This window comes from Enterobacter sp. CC120223-11, from assembly GCF_900215375.1.
Lineage (GTDB): Bacteria > Pseudomonadota > Gammaproteobacteria > Enterobacterales > Enterobacteriaceae > Scandinavium.
Genome location: NZ_OBEF01000004.1, coordinates 277,070 through 295,106 on the forward strand (window position 1 = coordinate 277,070; position 18,037 = coordinate 295,106).

An 18,037-nucleotide genomic window follows, 5' to 3' on the forward strand; every position below is an offset into this window, starting at 1 on the left:
CGTTATTGTCCTTTGGCGTCGGTGAGGGTTTGCAGCACGTCATCGCGGCTTAACAGCGGCGGCAGAATGCGACCCTGTTCCAGCCCCGGACCATAAATTTGATTGAACGGGATAGCCACGCTCTTGCGGGCGCGAAGAAACTCGCTGATGGTTTCAGACGGGCGGCTCCAGTCGCCTCTGAGGGCAACCACGTCATCCGCCGTCAGCGCCTTCTGCACATCCTCACGCAGCAGCACGTTGAATTTGTTGGCTTTACAGGTCACACACCAGTCGGCGGTCACGTCGACAAACACACGCTTGTTCTCCGCCAGCGCTTTGGTGATGGCCTGCTCGCTGAGCGGCTGCCAGGCGATACGATCTTCCACCAGGCTTTTGCTCTCGCCGCGCAAGAAAGGGAAAGCCACGGCAATGGCGACCAGGGCGACAAGAGCAGAAGAAGAGGCAATGCGCCAGCCCCAACGCCAAAGCGTGCCGAGCAGTAGCGCAACGGCGACGATGGCCAGCAGCGTCAGCGTCATGCTCTGGCCGATATGAACCGCGAGCAAACTGCCAAGCCACAGCGCAGAACCGAGCATCATCAGCCCCAGAATCAGCCGCACGACGTTCATCCAGCGCCCCGGACGCGGCAGATGCAGCGCCAGCCCCGGCCAGGCGGCAATCAGCAGCCACGGCAGGCTCATGCCAATACCCATAGCGAAGAACAGGCCCCACAGTAACGGCAGCGGCGCAAGCAGCGCGACGGACACCGCCGTACCGAGAAACGGCGCGGTACATGGCGTCGCCAGCAGCGTGGCAAACGCGCCCTGTAAGAAATGCCCGCGCAGGTTGTTGCCGCCTCGTGTGGCGAGGAAAGTCGTCGCCCCGGAGGAGAGTCGGATCTCAAACAGGCCCAGCAGGCTGGCGCTGAACAGCACCATCACCAGCGCCATCCCGGCGATAAACCACGGGTTCTGGAACTGAATGCCCCAGCCGAGCGCCTGGTTGCTGAGGCGCAGCGCCGTCATCATCAGCGCCAGCGCGAGGAAAGAAGTGACTATCCCCGCACTGGAGGCCATAAACTGCTGGCGCACGCTGCGGCGGTCGGCTCCCTGTGCCTGCACGATGCTGCCAAGCTTCATCGCCAGCACCGGCAGCACGCATGGCATCACGTTGAGGATAAGCCCTCCCGCCAGCGCCATCAGCAATACCCATCCCAGTGAGAGCGAAGCGTCTGCCACGCTGGCTTCGCCCACGCTCAAGTGGCTTTCCTGTGCCTGCCCACTGTCGGCTAACACAATGGAGAGCGTTTTACCTCTCAGGTCCGGCGCGGCTTCACCCCAGCCGTCGCTTACAGGCAGCGTCGCCGTCAGCTTTTCACCGTCGATTTTGTAGCTGGGCTTGCCAAAATCGGTGTCCGGGAAGGTATCGATAAACAGTTCAGGCTTCTGCCATCCCGCTTCACGGATGGCGGTTACCGTCAGTTTGCCCGCGCCGTAACCCGCCTCAAGCTGCGAAGTCAGGCCGTCCTTCAGCGGCAACGTGCCCATCGCGCGGGTAAAGTCGTAGCTGAAGCTCTTATCCGCTGGCGCTTTCAAATCCAGCGAGAAGGGATAATCAGTCAGGATGCAGACGTTGCTGCACGTCGAGAGCGTCAGCACGCCGCTGAGCTTCTCTGGCAGTTTGCCATGCAGGGTTATCGGGAACGTGACGTTGCCGTGGTAGCCCTGAGTGGAAATGCCCGCCACCTCAAAACGCTGAGGCACCGGCCAGCGCCAGTCCATCTCCAGCGGTGTTTGCCACTTGATGGCGGGCGCGATGCCGCCTTCCCCCGGCGAGCGCCAGTAGGTTTTCCAGCCTTTTTCGAGGGCGACGTCCAGCAGCAGACGGGGATCGCCGTCGGGCTGAGGTTCCGCCCGCAGCCGGACGCTGGCATGATTGTTATCGGCGGCGCGCAGCCAGCCCGAGTCGGCGGCATGGCTGACGGGCAGCCATAGCCAGAGCAGGCAGAGCACAAGCTGCCTGAAAAGGGTTTGCATAATTTTTCTCCGTAAATGATTGATAAACCTGAGTTGTCAGGCGATCAGTCACTCACGGAAGACGCACAATCGCAGATGCACCCGTAATCGGGGAGGAGAAATGACCCGCGGCGGCCACTGGCGCTCCGGGCGCTGCGGCACGGCGGCAAGCACCGCCATCAGCAGCGTGATAGCAAACAGCGCACCTTCAAACATCACCGGCGGCGTCGCCAGCAGGGATTTGGCGCTTAACTCGCACGGCGTAACGGGCGAGTCGGCATCATTGCTTTGCTGTTGGGCAGTCTGCTGCGCGACGGGAGAGGCATTCATGACCAGCGCGTGCACGCCAGCCATGCGCTGCGCGGTGCAAACCAGCACCACCAGACAAGCCAGAGCGACAAGAAGAAATGCGTTGCGCGGTCGTTTAATCATAAATGCCTCAGGGATTTTCGAGGCTTATCTTAGCGGCAGTTGCTGTGGCGTGCTGTAAAGAAGTGTCTGGATGACAATGGCCCGGTTGACAGCATCTGGTCACCGCCCGGCGACGCTCCACTTGCCGGGCCTACGAATCCAACAAACTTTGTCGGTTTTGTAGGCCTGATAAGCGAAGCGCCTTCAGGCAAAAAACTCAGTTATTCACCGGAATCACAGCGCCTTTATATTTGGTGCGGATCCAGTCCTGAATCTCTTTGGAGTGCAGCACTTTCACCAGTTCGACGATGTCTTTTTTCTTCTCGTCGCCGCGATGCACGGTGATGATGTTGGCATACGGGTTATTTTCACCGCTCTCAACGGCAATAGGATCGTGAACCGGGTCGAGGCCCGCGTCGATGGCGTAGTTGGCGTTGATCACCACCGCGTCGCCTTCGTCGTTGTTATACATCTGCGGCAGCAAGGAGGCTTCCACGTTCGGCAGGAACTTCAGCTTTTTCGGGTTCTCCACGATGTCGCTGATCCGCGCCGTCACTTTATCAATGCCTGGCTTCAGCTTAATAACGCCCTCTTTCTCAAAGATGGAAAGGATGCGCCCTTCTTCTGACACCGCATCACGCATGATGATTTTGCCGCCTTCCGGCAGATCCTTCAGCGATTTGTATTTCTTTGAGTAGATGCCGATCGGTTCGATGTGGATCGCCCCGGCGCTGACAAAGTCATACTCTTTGTCGCCCGCATGGTCCTTCAGCACGCTGTTCAGATACGGAATGTGCTGGAAGTAGTTGGCGTCGATTTCACGGCCCGCCAGCGCGGTGTTCGGCAGGATGTAGTCCTGGAAGCGTTTGATTTCCAGATCGATCCCTTCTTTCTTCAGAATCGGTTTTGCCTGCTCCAGAATTTCTGCATGCGGCACGTTGGAAGCGCCCACGGTCAGGGTGTCGGCCCAGGCGGAAAGGCTCAGGGCGCTCAGAGTGGCGGCGGCAATCAGCGTCAGTGTTTTTTTCATGATGTGTGGTCCCAAAGAATTATCGTTTATCCAAAAGAGAAGTCAGAACGTCGCCGCAGAACTGAATGATGAAGACGATGACGAGGATGGTCACCGTCGCCACCAGGGTGACGTCGTTATGGTTACGCTGGAATCCTTCCAGATACGCAAGATTGCCTAAGCCACCTGCGCCAATCACGCCCGCCATTGCGCTGTAGCTCACCAGCGCAATCAGGGTGACGGTAATCCCCGACACCAGCGCCGGGGAAGACTCCGGCAGCAGCACGCGGAAAATCAGGGTCGACAGACGCGCGCCCATGGAGCGGGTCGCCTCAATCACACCTTTGTCGACCTCACGCAGGGCGATTTCCACCAGCCGTGCGTAAAACGGGGCCGCGCCTACAATCAGCGCGGGTAGCGCGGCGTTCGCGCCAAGAATGGTGCCGACGATCGTCTTGGTGAACGGGATCAGCAGGACGATCAGGATGATGAACGGAATGGAGCGGAACACGTTCACCAGCACGGAAATAACGCCGTAAACCGCGCGGTTGTGGAACAGGCCGCCTTTGGCAGTCAGAAAGAGCGCCAGTCCGAGCACAATGCCGAGGACAAAGGTCGCCGCGCCGGAGAGCGCCGTCATGTAGAGCGTTTCCTGAGTGGCCGCCCACAGCGAGTCGAGATCGAGATGCGGGAACCATTGTTCAGTCAGGGTCAAATCAGCCACGTTTAATCACCTCGCCGTCGATATCGCTGTGCTGCAAATCCGCGAGGATGTTGTTCAGCTGTTCTTCCGTCGCCACCACGTGCAGCCAGAGCTGGCCGAACACGCCGTGCGCTGTCTGGGTCATCTTGCCGTGGAGAATGTTAAAAGGCAGGCCATAGCGCAGCGTCAGCTCGCCAACAATCGGCTGGTGCGTGCTGTGACCGGTAAAGGTCAGCTTGATCACGCTGCCCTGCAATTCCTGCGCGAGCGCAGGGTTGAAGGCGTCGTCCTCGGCGTACTGGCTCACCTGGCGCACAAACTGTTGGGTAATCGGCTGCTGCGGATGCGTGAAGACGCGAATAACTTCGCCCTCTTCCACCACTTTGCCGTTTTCCATCACCGCCACGCGGTCACAGATTTTGCGCACCACGTGCATTTCATGAGTGATCAGCACGATAGTCAGGCCGAAGCGGCGGTTGATATCGAGCAGTAAATCCAGAATCTGATCGGTGGTCTGCGGGTCGAGCGCCGAAGTAGCTTCATCGCACAGCAGTACGTCCGGGCTGTTCGCCAGCGCCCGGGCAATGCCGACGCGCTGCTTTTGCCCACCGGAAAGCTGCGCCGGATAGGCGTTTTCGCGCCCGTTCAGCCCCACCAGGTCAATAAGTTCCGCCACGCGGGCTTTGATTTGCGCTTTTGGCGCCCCGGCAATCTGCATGGAAAACGCAATGTTTTCGCTGACGGTGCGCGACCACAGCAGGTTGAAGTGCTGAAACACCATGCTGATTTTCAGGCGCGCCCGGCGCAGCGTTTCACCTCTGGCGGCAGCAATGTCCTGGCCGTTGATCAGCACGCTGCCGGAAGTGGGCTTTTCCAGGCCGTTCAGCAGGCGAATCAGGGTGCTTTTTCCCGCGCCACTGTAACCGATGATGCCGTAAATCTGCCCTTTATCGACGGTCAGGCTGACGTCGTCAACGGCGGTGATGGGCGCTTTGCCGTGGTCAAAAATTTTGCGGATCTGGTTAAGTACAATCATTATTTTTAGATGTTTAGAGCTATAGACGTCTGGAAGGTAGCATTAGAGCGATGAATAACTCAACAACAAAATCCGCATATGCTTATGCCGCAATGTGCTAACTGCCCTTTTGCAATTTATAGCTGTCAGTTGTGGTTAAGGTTTTAGATTAAGTTGAAGTGTTAACCAACTGAAATAAGAGGACATATAATGGTGTTTATCCGCTGACAGCTATCCGGACGCAGTGGTAATCTGCCTGCCACTCCGCAGGCCAGGAAGCAGAGCTTACGCGTCATGAACAAACCCATTAAACGGCTGGAAATCATCAAGAATGCGATTGAGCTGGAGGACGATGAAATCGTCCAGGGCCAGCTTGTCCGGCTGAAGAAAGAGCCGCTGGACGAGGCGCTCAGTGCTATCGTGCAGGCGCTGGAAGCCCGCCGCTATGCCGACGCCATCACCGCTATCAGCGCGTGGCTGCAAAGCCAGCGGGCGCTGACGGCCTGGCAGGATCCACAAATTGCCGCCAGCAAGCTGGAGCTGAAAACCCTGGAGTCGGAGCTGCAGGATCTGGTCGATCGGCGCAACGCCCGTATTCAGCGACTGGATGATTTCAACGATCTCTACATGACTCGCCTCGGCCCGCTGATGACGGAGATCCTGCGCCTGCGCAAAGTGCTGGCGGAGAAAATGCTGCGTCGTCAGCTGCGTGAAGGCAGCCGCAGCGAGCCCGTCAACGAAGAATCCGCCCGTCAGGCCGATGCCGCAAGCCAGGACTATGAATCGTATCGCCAACGCCACCAGGAAGCACAGCAGCACCAGGCCGCCCAGCAGCGACTGGCGGAGTCCGAGCGTCAGGAGCTCAAGCGCCTGTGGCGACAGGCCAGCAAGCTGTGCCATCCGGACCTGGTGGCCGACGCGCTGAAAGCGGAGGCGAACACGCTGATGGTGAGGCTCAATCAGGCCCGCCAGCACGGCGATCTCGCCACGGTGCGGACGATCCTCGCCAGACTTATGCAGGGCCAGCAGCCACAAATGGCAAGCGTTCGCCTCAACGAGCTGGCTCCGCTTCGCCAGCGCATCAATGAAATTCGTCGGCAGATTCAGGCGCTGCATCTGGAACTGTCGGGGCTGGAAAAGGAAGGCGCGTGGCAGTTAGTCACCACGCTTCGCGATCCGGAAGGCTATTTTCAGCAGCAGGAGAAAGCGATGGGCAACACCATCCGCACCCTGGAAAAGCAAATTGTCGACGCGGGGTTTGATGAGGTGGCATGAGTTGTAGGCCAGTGCAAGCGCAGCGCCGCCCGGCGCAATAATGGATATTCGATTAGATGTGTTGGTCCGAGCGCGCCCTCTCCCCGGCCCTCTCCCAATAGGAGAGGGAGTAAGTCAAAACCCTCACCTTTCAGATCCCTCTACCAATCGCAGAGGGAGAAAGTCAAAACCCTCACCTTGCAGTTCCCTCTCCCAATAGCAGAGGGAGAAAGTCAAAACCCTCACCGTGCAGTTCCTTCTCCCAATCGCAGAGGGAGAAAGTCAAAACCCTCACCGTGCAGTTCCCTCTCCCAATCGCAGAGGGAGAAAGTCAAAATCCTCACCGTGCAGTTCCCTCTCCCCTTGGGAGAGGGTTAGGGAGAGGGGCTGGCTGGGTCACTTCTTATGCCAGTAAGCCTGCGAACGCACCAGCTGCGGGTCTATCTCATCGGTAACAAACTCGTCCAGTAGCGATTTCACTACCGCGCCTTCGCCAGTGAGCCACAGGAAATAATCTTCCTCAGGCACCTTCAGCGCCGCCAGTTTCTCCGCTACCGCTTCTGCGCTATGTCCAACTACCCAGTCAATCTCAAAGCCGCAGTCGGCGAGATAATCCTGATAAGCGGCATCCGCCACGGTGACGATGGCTTTCACCTGCGGGCGCGCTGGAAGCTGACGCAGTGCCGCAAACCGACGCAGTAGCGCAGGCATCCCGGACTCATCAGCCACGTACAGCTGCCACGCATAATCTTCCGGCACCACCAGCGAACCGCGCGGGCCACCTATAGTCAGTTTGTCGCCCACTTTTGCCGCCACCGCCCACTGGCTGGCAATCCCACCGTCATGGATGAAGAAATCGTAGGCCAGCTCATTTTTTTCCGCGTTAAACAGCGGCGTGTAATCACGTGTCTGCGGGCGCACGCCGTCCGCCCAGACGATGCCTTCATCAGTCACAGTTGGCGGAGTGAAGTGGCTGCCCGGCTCCGGGAAAAACAGCTTGGTGTGATCGTCAAACCCGGCTGAGGTAAAGCCGTCCAGCGCTTCGCCGCCCAGCACGATCCGCTGGAAAGCCTGGCTGATGCGCTCGACGCGCAGCACGGTCAGCTCACGAAAGCGCAGTTCGTTGCGCACGCGCTTCGGGTATTTTTTGTCGGTCAGGGTCGCCATCGGAAGCCTCTTTATTGTCTGTTATTTTCATTAAGTCTAAATGATAATAATTTGCAACAAAACACAAAAGGGCAGCTTGTGCGATCAGTGCAGCACCGCCACCGCGTCCTGCAAGCGCCCGGCGCGGTGTTTCACCATCGCTGAGACGTGGGCGCTCTCTTCCACCAGCCCGGCGTTTTTCTGGGTGATCGCATCCAGCTCCGCCACCGCGCGGGTGAGATCCGCGAGCCCCGTCGCCTGTTCAGACGTCGACAGGCTAATCTGCGCAATCAGTCCGGTAACGTTGCGCACCTGGCTCACGATGTCATCCATTGTTTTCCCGGCGGCGTGAACCTGATCAGAGCCGGACTGCACCTTGCTGGCGCTGGCGTCGATCAATTTGCGAATGTCGTTGGCCGCACTCGCGCTGCGGCTAGCCAGATGGCGCACTTCGCCTGCCACCACCGCAAAACCTTTGCCCTGCTCTCCGGCACGCGCCGCTTCCACCGCCGCATTCAACGCCAGAATATTGGTCTGGAAGGCAATATCGTTGATAAGTTTGGTGATTGAGCCGATGCGCTGGGTGCTGTCGGCAATCTCGTCCATGGTTTGCACGACCCTGTGCATTGCCTGGCCGCCATGGGTAGCCGCTTCGCTCGCCGTATTCGACAGCTTGTCCGCCGCCGTGGCCGTTTCGGCATTGCTCTGCACCGACGCTGCCATCTGGCTCATGGTCGCCACCGTCTGCTGCACGTTTTCCACGGTCTGTCGGGTGCGTTCGTTCAGTGAGCTGTTGCCCTGTGCCAGGGTTTCGCTGCCCTGCCGCACGCTCGCCACCTGGCCTGAAACGTCATGAATCAGCCAGCGGCACATCAGCCCCAGTTGGCCGACAGAGCGCAAAATCAGCCCCAGCTCGTCGCTGCGATTAAGGTGGCTGACGCTATTGCGCTCGCCGGTTGCCACGCTCAGCGCCTGACGTGCCACGTTCTCCACCGGGCGCACAATCTGCCATTCGATGAACATGTTTCCTGCCAGCAGCATCAACGTGCTGACCAGCCACACCAGCCAGTGTGAACCGGTACCGAGCAGCGCCGCTGTTAGTGCCAGCCAGGTAAGTCCCATAGCGCCGCGTACTCGCCAGCGCAGCGGCATACCCGGTAATTTCCCCCACCAGCGTTTGCTCACCACCAGCCCTTTGCGCACACGCTTCGTGCAGCGCCCATCGTTGAGCGCCTTATATAATGACTCTGCGGCAGCAATTTCTTCCGGTTGTGCTTTGGTGCGAATCGACATATAGCCGCTGATTTTTCCGTCGCGCACCATCGGCACCGCGTTGGCCCGCACCCAGTAATGGTCACCGTTCTTGCGGCGGTTCTTAACGATGCCGGTCCACGGCTCGCCCTGTTGCAGGGTCGTCCACATATCGGCGAAGGCGGCTTTCGGCATATCAGGGTGACGGACCAGGTTGTGCGGCTGCCCGGTCAGCTCCTCCAGGCGATAGCCGCTGACCTGTACGAAGGTGTCGTTGGCGTGGGTGATGTGGCTTTGCAGATCGGTGGTGGACATCAACGTGGTGTCATCATCGAGCGCATAATCACGCTGCGTGATGGTTAGTGGAGGTGACATTAACGCGTCCTTTGCTTATTAAGTAGTTATTAATTTTTCTCTTAATTGTTATTTCGGCGATAACGACTTTATCTTTAATTGTTAAGTTTGATGCAGATCGCAATTTGCGTTTAAACCCTGAATTTCGTGGGTCATCACCGCCGTGGTGCAACCTTTGCACCAGCGCAGTGCAACCGTTCAATATAATGACCGTTGTTATGCTGAAAGCTCAGGAGTAAAAACCGCCGGAATGTTATGGGAATGATTAAATTTTGTAACATAGCGCCCTCCACAGCCGTTTATCTCGATTTTCTCGCCCCGCTTCCGGGTGGCGTAATCCCTGCAATACTTAAATCAGTATCATGTGATACGCAATCTCCAGGAGCATATTTTGAACAGGTTACCTTCCAGCGCCTCGGCTTTGGCCTGTACGGCGCACGCACTGAATCTCATTGAGAAGCGCACGCTTAATCATGAGGAGATGAAATCACTCAACCAGGAGGTCCGTGAATACTTTAAAGAGCATGTGAATCCGGGGTTTCTTGAGTATCGAAAATCTGTCACAGCAGGCGGGGATTACGGAGCCGTAGAGTGGCAAGCGGGCAGTCTGAATACGCTTGTCGACACCCAGGGACAGGAGTTTATTGATTGTCTGGGTGGCTTTGGCATTTTCAACGTAGGGCACCGTAATCCAAAAGTGGTTTCCGCCGTACAGAATCAGCTCGCTAAACAACCGCTTCACAGCCAGGAACTGCTCGATCCGCTTCGCGCGATGCTGGCAAAAACACTCGCCGCCCTGACGCCGGGCAAACTGAAGTACAGCTTCTTCAGCAACAGCGGCACCGAGTCCGTGGAGGCAGCCATCAAGCTTGCCAAAGCGTATCAGTCGCCACGCGGTAAATTCACCTTTATCGCCACCAGCGGTGCGTTCCACGGTAAATCACTGGGTGCACTGTCGGCGACGGCGAAAGCGAATTTCCGTAAGCCGTTTATGCCGCTGCTGCCGGGCTTCCGCCATGTGCCGTTTGGTGACATCAATGCCATGCGCACCGTGCTGAGCGAATGCAAAAAGACCGGGGATGACGTTGCAGCCATCATTCTGGAGCCAATCCAGGGCGAAGGCGGCGTGATCCTGCCTCCGCAGGGCTATCTGCCAGCCGTGCGTAAGCTCTGCGATGAGTTTGGGGCGCTGCTGATCCTCGACGAAGTCCAAACCGGGATGGGTCGCACCGGCAAGATGTTCGCCTGCGAGCATGAGAACGTGCAGCCGGACATTCTCTGCCTCGCCAAAGCGCTCGGCGGCGGCGTGATGCCGATTGGTGCCACGGTGGCAACCGAAGAAGTGTTCTCGGTGCTGTTCGACAACCCGTTCCTGCACACCACCACCTTTGGCGGTAACCCGCTGGCCTGTGCGGCGGCGCTGGCAACCATCAACGTGCTGCTGGAGCAGAACCTGCCCGCCCAGGCGGAGCAAAAAGGGGATTTACTGCTGGACGGCTTCCGCGTTCTGGCGCGTGAATACCCGGATCTGGTGCAGGAAGCCCGCGGGAAAGGGATGCTGATCGCCATCGAGTTCGTTGATAACGAAATCGGCTACACCTTTGCGAGCGAAATGTTCCGCCAGCGCATTCTGGTGGCGGGCACGTTGAACAACGCCAAAACCATTCGCATTGAGCCGCCGCTGACGCTGACCGTTGAGCAGTGTGAGCAGGTGCTGAAGGCGACGGGTAAAGCGCTGGCCGCGCTGCGGGTTTCCGTGGAGCAGGCCTGAGGATAGTCGGCAAAAAGCCCGGTGAGGTTTGGCACCCACCGGGCTTTTTTCTTTCCGGAGCCACTATGCTCCCCTCACCCCGACCCTCTCCCCAAAGGGGCGAGGGAGAAAAGTAGTCTGCTGCTCAACGTTAAAATCCCGCTCCGAACAGTCCCCTCGCCCCTTCGGGGAGAGGGTTAGGGTGAGGGGCGGTTTTCAGATTTCAGGCAACAACCCCACAAAGCTCCGTTTCTTGCGCGGCTCCGACATCATCTCATCGAGTTTTTCCACGCAGGCGAGATAGTGCGGAGTCTTTTTGTGCGCCAGCACCGCAGCGTCGTCCTTGTAGGCTTCGTAGATATAGAATCGCGTATCCACTTCCGGGTCCTGCAATACGTCAAAGCGCAGGTTACCGGGTTCTTCCAGCGCCCCTTCGTGGTTGGCGCGAAACACGTCGAGAAACTCACCGACGCGCTCCGGTTTGATGTTGATCTCCACCAGCGTCACGTTCATTTGGCTTCTCCCTGTTTTTCTTCCTGCCAGAACTGGTACGCCTCGCGGGCGCTCAAGTTCTCATGCACCACTTTTTTCACCGCTTTGAGCATCGCCAGCGGCGCGCTGGACTGGAAGATGTTGCGTCCCATATCCACGCCGGATGCGCCCTGATCGATGGCGCGCCAGCACATGTCGAGCGCTTCATCCTCAGGCAGCTTTTTGCCGCCCGCAATCACAATCGGCACCGGGCAGCTGGCGGTGACTTTTTCGAAGCCTTCTTCAACGAAGTAGGTTTTGACGAAGGTCGCGCCCATCTCCGCCGCGATACGGCTGGCGAGAGAGAAATAGCGGGCGTCACGAGTCATCTCTTTGCCCACGCCTGTCACTGCCAGCACCGGCATGCCGTAGCGGTTTCCGGCGTCCACAAGCTTGATGATATTGCTGATCGACTGGTGCTCGTACTCGCTGCCGATATAGACCTGCGCCGCTACCGCCGCCACGTTTAGACGCAAGGCATCTTCCATCGTCACCGCCACGCACTCGTTGGATAGCTCGCTCAGAATCGAGTTGCCGCCAGACGCACGCAGCACCACAGGTTTGTTGGTTGCCGCAGGCACGGTGCTGCGCAAAATGCCGCGCGTGCACATCAGCACGTCGGTTTCGCCAAACAGCGGCGCTATCGACAGGTCGATACGCTCCAGCCCCGTTGTTGGCCCCTGGAAATAACCGTGGTCGAAAGCCAGCATCACCGTGCGATTACTTTGTGGGTTAAAAATGCGCGCCAGGCGCGACTGCATGCCCCACTCCAGTGAGCCGCAGCCTTTCAGTTCGTACAGCGCGTTTTTCTGCGGGCGGTCGAGCCCAAAATCTTTGCCGTCTTTGATGTCGTCTAAATCAGCCATTGTTCCCTCCCTCAGAAATCGTATTTGCCGATGTTCTCTTTGGTGAACACCACGCGCTCCGGCAGCAGCACGATGCCGTTGCCCTTCGCCTCATACTGATAGCCCTGCACGCTGTTCGGCTCGACCTTAAGGTCGCCAATATCTTTTACCGCCACGCTGTCGCCGACGTTAAGATCGCCTTTTTTCAGCAGATGATCGGCGACGTTCACCGCAATTTTCCCCTGCTCCACCACGTCCCACAGGCCGAAGGCTTTCACCGTGCCGCGTTCAACATACGGGCGCATAACGTTTGGCGTGCTGAAGCCGACAATCGCCACGCCCTGACGCTTAAGGTTTTCAGCCGCCTGCGCAGCGGCGGGCAGAGCATTAGCGTCCGGGGCGATGATCGCGTCGAGATCCGGGTAGGCTTTCAGGATGCCTTCGGCGGTCTGCAACGATTTGGTGGCGTCGTTATAGCCAAACTGGGTGGTGACCACCTGCCACTGTGGATGATCCTTGGCGATTTTGGCCTTCGCCTCTTTCACCCACTGGTTCTGGTCGGTGACGGTTGGGCTGGAATAGAAGAACGCCACTTTGGCGTCGGGTTTGGTCACCTGCTTCCCGGCCATATCCACCAGCAGGCCGCCGAGCTGCTCCGGCGTGCCCTGGTTGATATAGATGCTGCGGCACTCCGGTTTGGTGTCGGAATCCCACGTCAGCACTTTCACGCCGCGCTGCATCGCGCGCTTGAGTGCCGGGCAGAGACCGTCCGGCGACACCGCCGAAACGATGATCGCGTTATAGCCCTGGTTGACGAAGTTGTTGATGAGCTGCACCTGGCCGGAGACGCTTGGCTCCGTCGGGCCGTCGTAGGTGACGTCCGCGCCGAGCTGTTTGCCCGCCTCTTTCGCCCCGTTGCCGCCGCTGGTGAAGAAGCCGACGCCGACCAGCTTCGGGATAAACGCAATGCGATCTGCCGCCTGCGCCGTCGCCACACTCATTGCCAGCGCCAGGGCGCTCAGCTGCACACACAGTTTTGCTTTCATCTTATGCTCCGGAAATTGTCTTCGAAAAAAGCCGACGCCACACCGTGCGCACCCCTTCACGATGCAGACTCAGCGAACGCCCCATCACCACGACAACCAGCAGCGCGCCCGCAAGCGCACTCGACACCTGGTTGGGAATACCGACCATCTGTAAACCTTGCTGTAAATACCCCACCAGCAGCGCCGCCAGCGCCGTCCCGATAACCGAGCCGGAGCCGCCGTAAATATTGGCCCCGCCGAGCACCGCCGCCGTCAGCGCAGGCATCAGCAAATCACGTCCCAAATCCGAGCGGGCAGAGCCGAAATAGGAAACCAGCACCAGCGCGGCAATGGCCGAGGCCAGCCCCACCAGGCCGTAAAGCACATACGGCATGCCATTGACGGAAAGCGCTGCATAGCGCGCCGCGCGCGGGTTTTGCCCGAGTAAAAAGAGATGGCGACCGAAGCGCCCGCGATGGGCCAGCAGCCAGAAGAAAAAAGTGATGACGATAAACAGCACCAGCGGAACGGGCAGGCCGAACAGCGTCAGGTTGGCGAAGGCGGTGAAGCTGTCCGGAAAGCCACCAATGCCTTCATAGCCCGTCGCACCCGCCATACCGGAAAGCAGCAGCGCCGCACCGCCGTAAAGGTAGAGCGTGCCAAGCGTGATGACCAAAGGGCTGATGCCGGTGTAGTGAATCAGGGCCGCATTCACCAGCCCGCAGAGCACGCCGAGCAGCAATGTCAGCGGTACCGCCAGGCTCATCGGCCAGCCCGCCTGCATCATCACGCCCAGCGCAATCGCGCACAGGCCAATGGTTGAGCCAAGCGAAATGTCGATTCCCCCACTGATGATCACCAATGTGAGCGGCAGCGCCACGATGCCAATACAAATGAAATCACTGGTGCTGAACAGCAGCATGTTCACGTCCAGCATGCGCGGGTTCAGCGCCCCGAAGAGGGCAATCTCCAGCACCAGCAGGATCAGCAGCGCGCTTTCCCAGTTGAGCTTCATTTACGCCACCTCTTTGCTTTTGCGTTTGGGAAACGGGGCGACGTTTTTGCCCCCTTTGTTGCCCGGCTGGAACCGGCTGTACTTCTGCGCCCGCTGATGACGGGTCAGCGCCTGGCGCAGGCGTCCGTCGAGCACCAGCACGCCCAGCAGCACCAGCCCGGCGATAAAGTCATTCCACCAGGCCGGAAGCTTAAACAGCACCAGCACGGTATCGATTTGAGTCAGGAAGAACGCGCCGAGGAAGGCGCCTATCAGCGTGCCGGTGCCGCCGAGCAGCGACACGCCGCCGAGCACGCAGGCAGCGATGGCCTTCATCTCCAGCCCGCTGCCGGTCTGGTTCGGCACAAAGCCAATCTGCGCGGCAAAAATGATCCCACCGCAGGCCGCAAGCATGCCGTTGAAGGTGAAGGCCAGCATCCGCGTGCGGTTCACGCCCACGCCCAGCTGCCTCGCCGCGGCAAGGTTGTCGCCAACAGCGTAAAAATCACGACCGAATGTGGTTCGCGCCAACCCCCACGCGCCTGCCAGCAGCAAAACCAGCACCAGCCAGCCGAGCGGCGAGATGCCAATGAGTGCAGGCTCCGACAGTGATTTCAGGCTGTCCGGCAGGCCTTCAATCCACTTGCCGCCGGTCCACAGCAGCATGATGCCGCGATACAGACCCAGCGTACCGAGGGTGGCGACAATTGCCGGAATACGAAAAGCAACCACCAGCAGGCCGTTGAATGCCCCCGCCAGCGCACCAATAGCCAGCGCGAAGGCGATCGCAACGGGCAACCCATAACCGCTGTTCAGCGCCACGCCAACCGCAATCGCGCTCAGGCCCACGGTGGAACCGACGGAAACGTCAATGTTGCGGGTCAGCATCACCAGCGCCGCGCCCAACGCCAGCAGGCAGAGGATCTGCGAGCTGGAATAAATCATCGCCAGAGTTTGCAGGCTGAAGTAGGAAGGGTTGAGCGCCACCAGCCCCGCAAACAGCGCCACGATGGCGAGGAACGCGCTCAGCTCGCGGTTTTTCAGCAAGGTTTTCATGCCTGTCCTCCGAAGGCTAAGGTCATCATCCGATCGACGCTCACCGCCTGCTTAGTCAGCTCGCCGCTCATGCGGCCCTGGTGCATCACCAGCACCCGATCCGCCAGCCCTGGAAACTCATCCAGATCGCTGGAGATCATCAGCACCGCCACGTTCTGCGCCGCCACGCTTTTCAGCAGTTGATAGATATCGGCGCGGGCCGAAACATCCACGCCGCGCGTCGGTTCATCCACGATAAGCAACAAGGGATTGGCTTCCAGACAGCGCGCCAGCAGCACCTTCTGCTGGTTGCCGCCGGAGAGCGTGCGCACCGGCTGGTCGGCATTGCTGAGCTTGATGCCGAGCGCGCGGTGATAGCGCTCCACCACCGCCGCCTCGCGCTTGTTCTCCTGCCACAGCGAAGGCTGATTGAACATCACCGTGTTCCAGCGAACGGGCGCATCAAGAAACAGCCCGGACACCTGCCTGTCCTCCGGCAGATAGACGAGGCCGCTCGCCAGCCGCGCGCGGGTGCTGTCGCCGCTGATGTCACGGTTTTCCAGCCAGACTCGCCCGGCCCGAACCGGGCGCAGGCCATAGAGCGTTTCCGCCAGCTCCGTTCGCCCGGATCCCACCAGCCCCGCAAGGCCGACGATCTCGCCCGCACGGATCTCCAGATTCAGATCGATAAAGCCTTCGCCCGTCAGATCTTCCACCCGCAATACGGGGAAATCCTGCGGCTGGGTGCGGCGGTTGCCCGGCAGCGCCAGCCACAGCTTTTGCGTGTCGCTCAGATCTTTGTCGCGGCTGGCGGGCGTCATGGCGGCGATCAGCTGTGCATCACTGTGATCCGCGGTTGCGCCGCTTAGCACCACCGCCCCGTCGCGCATCACCGAAACGTGGCTCGCAAGTTGACGGATCTCCGGCAGCTTGTGGGAGATAAAGACGATCCCGACGCCCAGCGCCTGCAAGGCCTGAACCTGCCGAAACAGCCTCTCCGTTTCGCCAGGCGTTAATGACGCGGTCGGTTCGTCGAGGATCAGGATTTGCGCGTTGCGCATCAGCCCGCGCAGGATCTCCACCATCTGCTGATCCGCCACTTCCAGGGTGCTGGCCGTCGCCTGCAAATTCAGCTGGCAGTTCAGCTGCTGTAATTTCTCCGCCAGCCGCTGCTCGAGATTCGCCTCGCGCGGCAGACGGAACAGGATGTTTTCCCGCACGGTTAAGTTCGGGAACAGCATCGGCTCCTGCGGCACCAGGTAGATGCCCAGCTGGTGTGCCTGCCCGGGTTTCAGGCGCGCAAAAGGTTTGCCGTTTATCCGAAGTTCACCCTCGTCCGGCGTTTCCACTCCGGCAACAATCTTCATCAGCGTCGATTTTCCTGCCCCGTTGCCGCCCATCAGCGCATGCACCTGGCCGGAAAAGAGCGTGAAATCAATGCCCTTTAGCACGGCGACGCCGGAGAACTGCTTGTGAATGCTGCGGGCTTCAATCAGTGGCTTCATCATCGCGCCTCGGTTGAACAAATGATTTTTTAAATTAATAATGTTCAAAAGCGTAGACCCTGAACTATATTTACAACCGTGCAGGGATCACAGTTTTGGCGTTTGGATCGCCCTGCAAAGGCTGTGAGCAATGAAAGATCGGTTTTGCCAGTGGCTTCACACTTTCTGTCCGCGCAACTGCGAACATATGATCTAGATTTTTATAAGAGTTCACTTTATGAGCGAAAAACGCATTGAAGAGAGCCGCTACGCCGGGCTGGCGCTGGCGGAAGAAGAACTGGTGGCGCGGGTGGCGTGGTGCTACTACCACGACGGCCTGACTCAGAACGATATTGGTGAGCGCCTTGGCCTGCCACGGCTGAAGATTTCACGGCTGCTGGAAAAGGGCCGTCAGTCCGGCGTGATCCGCGTGCAGATCAACTCCCGCTACGAGGGGTGCCTGGCGCTGGAAACCGAGTTACAGCAGCGCTTCGGGCTGAAAATCACCCGGGTGCTGCCCGCGCTGAATACCCCGCCGATGAACACGCGTTTGGGCGTCGGTGCCGCGCAGTCCTTAATGGGCGTGCTGGAACCCGGCCAGCTGCTGGCGGTGGGCTTTGGTGAAGCGACGATGAGCTGCATTCAGCACCTGAGCGGCTTTATCGGCTCCCAGCAAATTCGCCTGGTGACGCTTTCCGGCGGCGTCGGGCCTTATATGACCGGCATCGGCCAGCTGGATGCGGCGTGCAGCGTCAGCATGATCCCCGCCCCGCTGCGGGTGTCGTCGCCTGAAGTCGCGGAGATCCTGCGGCGCGAATCCAGCGTACGGGATGTGATCCTGGCAGCGGGCGCGGCAGACGCGGCGGTCGTCGGGATTGGGGCCATCGATCAGCGGCGCGACGCGACGATCCTGCGTTCCGGCTACATCAGCGAAGGTGAACAGCTGATGTATGCCCGCAAAGGCGCAGTCGGCGACATTCTGGGCTATTTCCTGCAGGCGGACGGCAAGCCGGTCGAGGGGCTGGAGATCCACCGCGAACTGCTCGGCGTCACCCTTGATGAGCTGGCACAGCTGCCGACCATCGTTGGCGTCGCCGGGGGAGAAGAGAAAGCGCAGGCCATTTATGCGGCCCTCACCGGCAAGCGCATCAACGGCCTGGTAACGGAAGAGACAACAGCACGCGCGGTGCTGTCGCTGGCGGGATAACCGCCGCGCGCCGCGCGATAACAGCGAGG

16 protein-coding genes are annotated in these 18,037 nt (G+C 59.4%); 3 read left to right on the plus strand and 13 right to left on the minus strand.

Features of this window, described 5'->3' with window-relative positions; genetic code table 11:
- Positions 1–2: 2 nt before the first annotated feature.
- From CRO87_RS07105 to CRO87_RS07125, 5 genes are all read right to left on the minus strand, one after another.
- Positions 3–2,015: a protein-disulfide reductase DsbD gene (locus CRO87_RS07105; RefSeq protein WP_097162232.1), complete on the minus strand. Its 2,013-nt coding sequence runs from the start codon at positions 2,013–2,015 to the stop codon at positions 3–5.
- Between the two features lie 48 nt (positions 2,016–2,063).
- A complete protein-coding gene (locus CRO87_RS07110) occupies positions 2,064–2,426 on the minus strand; it encodes a copper resistance protein (RefSeq protein ID WP_097162233.1) in 363 nt (120 codons plus the stop codon).
- 196 nt (positions 2,427–2,622) lie between these two features.
- Positions 2,623–3,435, minus strand: coding sequence for a MetQ/NlpA family ABC transporter substrate-binding protein (locus CRO87_RS07115; RefSeq protein WP_097162234.1), 813 nt, complete (start codon positions 3,433–3,435; stop codon positions 2,623–2,625).
- A gap of 19 nt (positions 3,436–3,454) precedes the next feature.
- Positions 3,455–4,123, minus strand: coding sequence for a methionine ABC transporter permease (locus tag CRO87_RS07120; protein WP_097162287.1), 669 nt, complete (start codon positions 4,121–4,123; stop codon positions 3,455–3,457).
- A 7-nt stretch (positions 4,124–4,130) separates the two neighbouring features.
- Entirely contained in the window at positions 4,131–5,153 is a 1,023-nt protein-coding gene (locus CRO87_RS07125) for a methionine ABC transporter ATP-binding protein (protein ID WP_097162235.1), read from the minus strand.
- A 273-nt stretch (positions 5,154–5,426) separates the two neighbouring features.
- Between CRO87_RS07125 and CRO87_RS07130 the strand changes: the two genes are divergently transcribed.
- A complete protein-coding gene (locus tag CRO87_RS07130) occupies positions 5,427–6,407 on the plus strand; it encodes a DNA repair protein (RefSeq protein ID WP_097162236.1) in 981 nt (326 codons plus the stop codon).
- 375 nt (positions 6,408–6,782) lie between these two features.
- Here CRO87_RS07130 and CRO87_RS07135 read toward each other — a convergent pair whose 3' ends face one another.
- Positions 6,783–7,553 (minus strand): siderophore-interacting protein, encoded by a 771-nt coding sequence (locus CRO87_RS07135; RefSeq protein ID WP_097162237.1) that lies wholly within the window; start codon positions 7,551–7,553, stop codon positions 6,783–6,785.
- An 84-nt stretch (positions 7,554–7,637) separates the two neighbouring features.
- Positions 7,638–9,158 (minus strand): PAS domain-containing methyl-accepting chemotaxis protein, encoded by a 1,521-nt coding sequence (locus tag CRO87_RS07140; RefSeq protein ID WP_097162238.1) that lies wholly within the window; start codon positions 9,156–9,158, stop codon positions 7,638–7,640.
- A 370-nt stretch (positions 9,159–9,528) separates the two neighbouring features.
- On the opposite strand from CRO87_RS07140, the gene ygjG reads away from it, so the two are divergent.
- Positions 9,529–10,908 carry a putrescine aminotransferase gene (gene ygjG / locus CRO87_RS07145; protein ID WP_176504270.1) on the plus strand — a complete coding sequence of 460 codons (1,380 nt, stop codon included), beginning with the start codon at positions 9,529–9,531 and terminating at the stop codon, positions 10,906–10,908.
- A 195-nt stretch (positions 10,909–11,103) separates the two neighbouring features.
- On the opposite strand, the gene lsrG is transcribed toward ygjG, so the two are convergent.
- Genes lsrG through lsrA form a run of 6 tightly spaced genes read right to left on the minus strand, consistent with a single transcriptional unit; the run spans position 11,104 to position 16,822 of the window.
- Complete coding sequence (lsrG, locus tag CRO87_RS07150) at positions 11,104–11,400, minus strand: (4S)-4-hydroxy-5-phosphonooxypentane-2,3-dione isomerase (protein ID WP_097162239.1); 297 nt, start codon at positions 11,398–11,400, stop codon at positions 11,104–11,106.
- A complete protein-coding gene (gene lsrF, locus CRO87_RS07155) occupies positions 11,397–12,284 on the minus strand; it encodes a 3-hydroxy-5-phosphonooxypentane-2,4-dione thiolase (RefSeq protein ID WP_097162240.1) in 888 nt (295 codons plus the stop codon). Before lsrF ends, lsrG begins: the two co-directional genes overlap by 4 nt.
- An 11-nt stretch (positions 12,285–12,295) precedes the next feature.
- Positions 12,296–13,309, minus strand: coding sequence for an autoinducer 2 ABC transporter substrate-binding protein LsrB (gene lsrB / locus CRO87_RS07160; RefSeq protein ID WP_097162241.1), 1,014 nt, complete (start codon positions 13,307–13,309; stop codon positions 12,296–12,298).
- Position 13,310: 1 nt separating this feature from the next.
- Complete coding sequence (gene lsrD / locus CRO87_RS07165; RefSeq protein WP_097162242.1) at positions 13,311–14,303, minus strand: autoinducer 2 ABC transporter permease LsrD; 993 nt, start codon at positions 14,301–14,303, stop codon at positions 13,311–13,313.
- Positions 14,304–15,338, minus strand: a complete 1,035-nt coding sequence (lsrC, locus tag CRO87_RS07170) for an autoinducer 2 ABC transporter permease LsrC (RefSeq protein ID WP_097162243.1) — start codon at positions 15,336–15,338, stop codon at positions 14,304–14,306.
- Entirely contained in the window at positions 15,335–16,822 is a 1,488-nt protein-coding gene (gene lsrA / locus CRO87_RS07175; protein ID WP_097162288.1) for an autoinducer 2 ABC transporter ATP-binding protein LsrA, read from the minus strand. Before lsrA ends, lsrC begins: the two co-directional genes overlap by 4 nt.
- A 217-nt stretch (positions 16,823–17,039) precedes the next feature.
- Between lsrA and lsrR the strand changes: the two genes are divergently transcribed.
- Positions 17,040–18,008: a transcriptional regulator LsrR gene (lsrR, locus tag CRO87_RS07180; RefSeq protein ID WP_097162244.1), complete on the plus strand. Its 969-nt coding sequence runs from the start codon at positions 17,040–17,042 to the stop codon at positions 18,006–18,008.
- Positions 18,009–18,037: the final 29 nt, after the last annotated feature.